The organism is Streptococcus sp. 959 (assembly GCF_013277075.1).
Taxonomy (GTDB): Bacteria; Bacillota; Bacilli; order Lactobacillales; family Streptococcaceae; genus Streptococcus; species Streptococcus pseudopneumoniae_C.
The window spans coordinates 1-5,534 of sequence record NZ_VMMF01000041.1 but is presented as its reverse complement, the minus strand read 5'-3'; the positions used below and the strand labels follow the sequence as shown (position 1 = coordinate 5,534).

Below are 5,534 nucleotides of genomic sequence, written 5' to 3'. Positions count from 1 at the left end.
GTTTCTGAAACTAACTATGGGGGTAATCCTAACTATACCTTTAGAAAAATCTCTCAAGCAGATAGTGCCATCAGTTTTGCTTATACGGTGAAATAAAAGAATCATGTCATCAGTTTAGGTGACATGATTCTTATTTTTTATAGAGTGACATATTTAATGCCATAGGCTGATAACTTACTTGATGATCGTCTTTAATCAATTGACTGTAAGCAACAAATCCGAACTGTTCATAAAATTGAATGACTTTAGGATGATTGATACTATCTAAAAATACCATCTGAGTTCCTACAATTGCTCGAAATTCTTCAATTTTTTGAATTACAATTTCAAATAACTCTTGTCCTGATAGTTTATTTAGCTTTGTGTTTTTGCCGAATTGACCGATAAGTAACACAGGGAGATAATCAATATTTTTGGGACTTTTCCCTTTTAGGACGAGTTTCTTTTTTAAGGATTTCTCTAAATCAGAAATATCAACAACTTTGAGAGATAAACTAAAGAATCCTATGATGTTATTTGTTTCAGTTTCTTCAACGATAAAATTACGAGAACGATGTTGTTTTTCAAAATTGGGGGCTTTATCAGATAGATAAGTCAACATCTCTTCATTACCGTTGAAATCAACATTTTCTAAAATGATAGTTTTAAATAGCTCCTGAACTTGTTTCTCAGTTTTATCAGGAGCTAGCGCTTGAATATTTTCAAGATATTGCTTAAGTGGTGTTACTTGAATTGTCATCTTACAGATACTTTGAAATGAGTTTATTTTTCGTTGGAGCGGTAGCGTCCTGTGATTCAATAGATTTCAAGACGGCTTGTAGCTTTTTAGATGGTTTATGATTAAGAATTTTTAGAGCATCTTCGTTTGTTAGTTTTATATCACGTGTTAAACTGATTGTAGCCATTTGTTCTACCTCCTGTTTCTACTTAAATTCATTATAGCTTATTTTGAACAAAAGTTCAATCTGAAGATAGTGTATGTTTTTTATAGTGTATAAATCCAAAATAAGTTTTTCTCTTGCGTTTGTAGCTCATATTCGTTAGAATAATGGTGTAGATGAGTGGTCGGCTCATGGTCAATCTGATGTTAATCTTGGACATAAGGGCCAAGCGGTGGCGGACACCAGAATAAACCGACTGACTAGGCGGCTTACAGGTTCTGTAAGTCATCTTTTTTATTTGAAAAAAGACAGTAAAAAAGCGCAAAAAATCACTTCCTGTGCTATACTGTAATTGAAATTTTTTTAGTTTTGGCGTTAGAATTGTTTCCTCAGTCCTAGCGCCTTTTCTTTTTGATAAGTCTGCTTGGTGGAGAGTAGTTTGTAAATGATTCTGAGAATCTTATGAGCACAAGCAATAACAGCCTTCATCTTGCTTCCTCTTTGGGAAATTCGATTGTAAAAAGAAGAAAAAGCTGGATCCTTAGAATGTGCTGCAATTAATCCCGACATGGTCAAATCCTGTTTGATATAGCGATTTCCTTGCGTGATGTGTGAGGATTTTTTAATGCCAGCACTTTCATAAAATCCTGGGCATAGTCCAGCCCAGGATACTAAGTGTGCATCGGATGGAAAGGCTGTAACAGTTGGTCAAATTTCAGCTAGAATAGTGGCGGAACAGTTTTCATTCACACTAGGAATGGTTTGAAGCATCTTATTTTACTCAGGGGAACTCCTTTTCGATGTAGTATTGAATCTCATTGGTCAATTTTTCAATGAGTTCCTGATACATCTGACATTCCTCTAAACTCTGGTCTAAGAGGAAGCGGTCTTCTACTGATAACTTTTCTTTCATCGCTTCAACGAGTTCTTCTGGACTTGTTTTCACTCGCTTCTGGATACAAGGAATAACAGATTCTACATTAATGGTTTCTCCGTTAATGTAGAATTTTAAAAGTGCTTGTCCCGTCTTAGAAAAAATATCAGAAAGATAACTTGTTAGCTTGATATTGGCCTGTTGTAAGAGATTGTGAATTTCATTTTTAACTTGAGTTTGACGTTGCTTGTAAGAACGCATGCGACGTGTCAGTAAACGAAGCTGTACCACTTCAGGGGTAGGGATATAGGAAGGTTCAATTAGTCCGAAACGACCGAGTCGCGCAATCCATTCAGCGTCCTTCACGTCTATCTTACGACCAGGTTTGAAGATTGGCAAGTGCTAAAACTAGATTAGAATCTGAAAAGATATTAAAGAGAGGGAGCCAATATTGCCCAGTACTTTCAAAAAAGACATGTGTGACATGGTTTTTCACCACCCAATCTAAAGCATTGTGAAGAGCTAGAGTAGTTGTTCCAAATTTCTTCTGAATTTTCTTTGGATTATTGGTATCTAGTGGGCCATCTAGAATACAAAAAACAATAGATTTTTGGTGGACATCAATACCACAACACGTTTCAATCATGACTTCCATTATAAAAACCTCCAGTTAACTATTTTAACAATAGAACAAGAGGCTACTAGTAAGATATTTTCATGCTCAAGGCATATTCGAGTTATCTCATGACTCTTGTTCATCCAGTTTTTTATACAGGCTAGGAAAAGCCCTATTAAAGAACACGGATTGGTATTGTTCATCTTCATTATAGGCTAAATATCTTTTTCTGTGGAGAAACGGGTTCCACACCAAAAGCGGGAGCTATTGTTTCTTTTGTAGGAGGTACACATGGCACACCAGCAGACTATGGTCATGTGGCTTTTGTAGGTGCGAGACGTTTCTAACTGAAAAGGTTAGACACGTTCTTGAAAAATCAACCTGATAATCAGGTTAAATTTGAATAGAATGGAGAACTCTTATCTTGAAAATTGGAATGAAGGGGTAACGCCCTGAAACGATTTCTCTAATACTCCGACATGCGTTTATCTTGTGCAAAGGTAAAGGTTTGAAGCTCGGTGAAGTCGGCTGAAAGATACCGTCATTCTTAAGGACTTAAGAATCGAAAGTGTTCCAGAGGTGGAATATGTATCTGATAGGTCGGGAGTCATTAAAAACTAAATAGGGTGAGAATGTGCATGAGCACTGACGAACCAGCGAATGTACGCTCCGAAGGCGAGTACGTAGAAATGCGTATAACAACGTAAGTTGTTTCAACTTGAGGAAGAGTAAGAATCGACGATATGAAATTCCTTGTTATGTTACAGGCATATCAAAGTTGAAGGGGTATAGCTAGGCACCTAAGTTTAGTATTGATAAAGATAAGGGAACGTCGAAAGCTAGAGATGTGGAGGTTGCACAACCAGAGAAACATTGGAAAGAAAATCATAACTTTCCTTAATCTCTAGTGAGAGTGGTGGCACGACCTTTGAAAGTGTTGTAATGATACTGGAGGAACAGCCACTAGTCAATAGTGTATTGTTATGAACTTTATCATTTCATGGATTCTTGTAAGACATAAAAGGTCACGAATCCAAAGAGAGGAGTGATAGACCATGACGAAACCAAAAAATGATGACAAACTATTAAAACATCAAAAACTAAGGTATGCGGAATACTATGGCATGACCGAGATATTTGATGATTTATATTCCAAAAGTCAAAAGGGATTCAGTTTTAAGAACTTAATGAACATTATCATATCTCCCGAGAATATACTGCTCGCTTATCGTACCATAAAGCGGAATGGTGGTAGTCAAACCGAAGGAGTAGATGGTGTTACCATTAAAGATTTAGAAAATCTGACCCAAGAAGACTTTATCTCTAAAGTTCAAAGAAGATTTCAATATTATAGACCCAGAAAAGTCAGAAGAGTAGAGATTCCTAAGCCAAATGGGAAGAAACGACCACTTGGCATTCCCTCGATGTGGGACAGAGTGGCCCAACAGTGTATTTTACAAGTGTTGGATCCAATCTGTGAAGCGAAATTTTACAAACACAGTTATGGATTTAGACCCTTAAGGTCGGCTGATAACGCTATTATGGACTGTATGTATCGTATGAATAAAAGTCATATGACTTATGTCGTTGACGTTGATATTAAAGGCTTTTTTGATGAAGTGAATCATACTAAGTTAATGCGTCAAATCTGGACATTAGGTATCAGGGACAAACAACTTCTAGTGATTATTCGAAAAATGTTAAAAGCACCAATTGTTCTTCCGAATGGAAAAGTGACCTATCCAACTAAGGGCACACCACAAGGAGGTATCTTATCTCCACTACTTGCCAATATCAATCTCAATGAATTTGATTGGTGGATAGGACGACAATGGGAAGAAAGAGATTGTAAGGAATTAGTTCCTCAATATAATTCCAAGGGAACAAGACACAAGTCACATGTTTACAGAAAGCTGCGAACTTCAACGACGCTAAAAGAAGTTTATATTGTCCGATATGCGGATGATTTTAAAATCTTTTGTCGAAATAGGAATGAGGCAGAGCGAACGTTTAAGGCTGTAAAATTGTGGTTAAAAGAACGACTTAACCTCCCTATTTCAGAGGAAAAATCTCAAATTACCAATCTGAGAAAGAAAAGCAGTGAATTCCTTGGGATTACTTTAAAGCTAGTTTCTAAGAATAATCGTTTGGTTTGTTTCTCTCATATTGCATCAAAAGCCAAGAAACGTATTAAACATCAACTGAAACAACAGATGAAATTGATACAAATTAAAGGTGCTAAAGAAACAATTATTCGTGAAATACAGAAGTATAATAGTATGGTTATCGGTATTCATAACTATTATAGTATGGCAACACATGTGAGTAAGGATTTAGAAGAAATTCATTATCAGCTTTATCTCTCTTTTAAAAATCGATTGCAGGCGAAAGGTCTGACAAAAATAGGAGAATACAAGGGAAAAGATAAAGGACTTCTCCCCTACCTCCAATCTCAAAATATTCGGTACTTAATGGGTTATCCAATTCTTCCAATTAGCTATGTCAAGACTAGAACACTAAAAGGAAGAAATAAGAATCTGAATAGGTATACTCCCGAGGGGAGAAAATTGATTCATAAACAACAGGAATCTGTTGAAACATGGAAATTAAAATGGCTGAGAGAACACTCAATTATAAATAAGCGTGCAACAGTTGAATACAATGATAATCGAATTTCTTTATTTGTAGCTCAAAAAGGGAAATGTGCTGTAACCGGTCAGGAATTGGATATGGATGATATTCATTGTCACCATAAGAGACCGTGGTTAGAAACAAAGGATGACTCTTATAGGAACCTTATCATTGTTGGACGAGATATTCATCGCTTGATTCACGCAACAAATGAGAAGGTTATCAAAAATCTCTTTCAGCTTTTGAATTTGAGTGATACAGGACTGACCAAATTAAATCAGTTGCGCGAACTTGCAGGAAATTCACCATTATTGAAAGAAAATTTGAACTTAGAACAATTATGTTAATCATATTAATACAGCACGATAAAGCAAAATCGTGATAATACACTATTGATGGAACGCCGTGTGCGGTGAAAGTCGCACGCACGGTGTGAAGCGGGGGAAAAGATGGAGATAGTATCAAAGTTTTACCTATCGCTATAGAAAGACTATGATGATGGTTCTTTTCTAGTTTCTGAAACTAACTATGG

The 5,534-nt window shown here is 36.2% G+C and carries 7 protein-coding genes; 2 read left to right on the top strand and 5 right to left on the bottom strand.

From position 1 onward, the window contains the following. Positions 1–130 precede the first annotated feature (130 nt). The 5 genes from HT717_RS09665 to HT717_RS10075 form a co-directional block, all read right to left on the bottom strand. Positions 131–739: a hypothetical protein gene (locus tag HT717_RS09665; RefSeq protein ID WP_024056532.1), complete on the bottom strand. Its 609-nt coding sequence runs from the start codon at positions 737–739 to the stop codon at positions 131–133. A 1-nt stretch (position 740) separates the two neighbouring features. Next, positions 741–905, bottom strand: a complete 165-nt coding sequence (locus HT717_RS09660) for a hypothetical protein (RefSeq protein ID WP_000201399.1) — start codon at positions 903–905, stop codon at positions 741–743. Positions 906–960: 55 nt separating this feature from the next. Further along, entirely contained in the window at positions 961–1,170 is a 210-nt protein-coding gene (locus HT717_RS09655) for a hypothetical protein (protein ID WP_158086465.1), read from the bottom strand. Between the two features lie 492 nt (positions 1,171–1,662). Then, the gene (locus HT717_RS10000) at positions 1,663–2,121 is read right to left on the bottom strand and encodes a transposase (protein ID WP_024057173.1); all 459 of its coding nucleotides are present in this window, start codon (positions 2,119–2,121) and stop codon (positions 1,663–1,665) included. Positions 2,122–2,128: 7 nt separating this feature from the next. Further along, positions 2,129–2,410, bottom strand: a complete 282-nt coding sequence (locus tag HT717_RS10075; RefSeq protein WP_024057172.1) for a transposase — start codon at positions 2,408–2,410, stop codon at positions 2,129–2,131. A gap of 149 nt (positions 2,411–2,559) precedes the next feature. On the opposite strand from HT717_RS10075, the gene HT717_RS10120 reads away from it, so the two are divergent. Both HT717_RS10120 and ltrA read left to right on the top strand, forming a co-directional pair. Continuing rightward, positions 2,560–2,718: a CHAP domain-containing protein gene (locus HT717_RS10120; protein ID WP_345890454.1), complete on the top strand. Its 159-nt coding sequence runs from the start codon at positions 2,560–2,562 to the stop codon at positions 2,716–2,718. Positions 2,719–3,426: 708 nt separating this feature from the next. Continuing rightward, the gene (gene ltrA / locus HT717_RS09635; protein ID WP_000165607.1) at positions 3,427–5,349 is read left to right on the top strand and encodes a group II intron reverse transcriptase/maturase; all 1,923 of its coding nucleotides are present in this window, start codon (positions 3,427–3,429) and stop codon (positions 5,347–5,349) included. Positions 5,350–5,534: the final 185 nt, after the last annotated feature.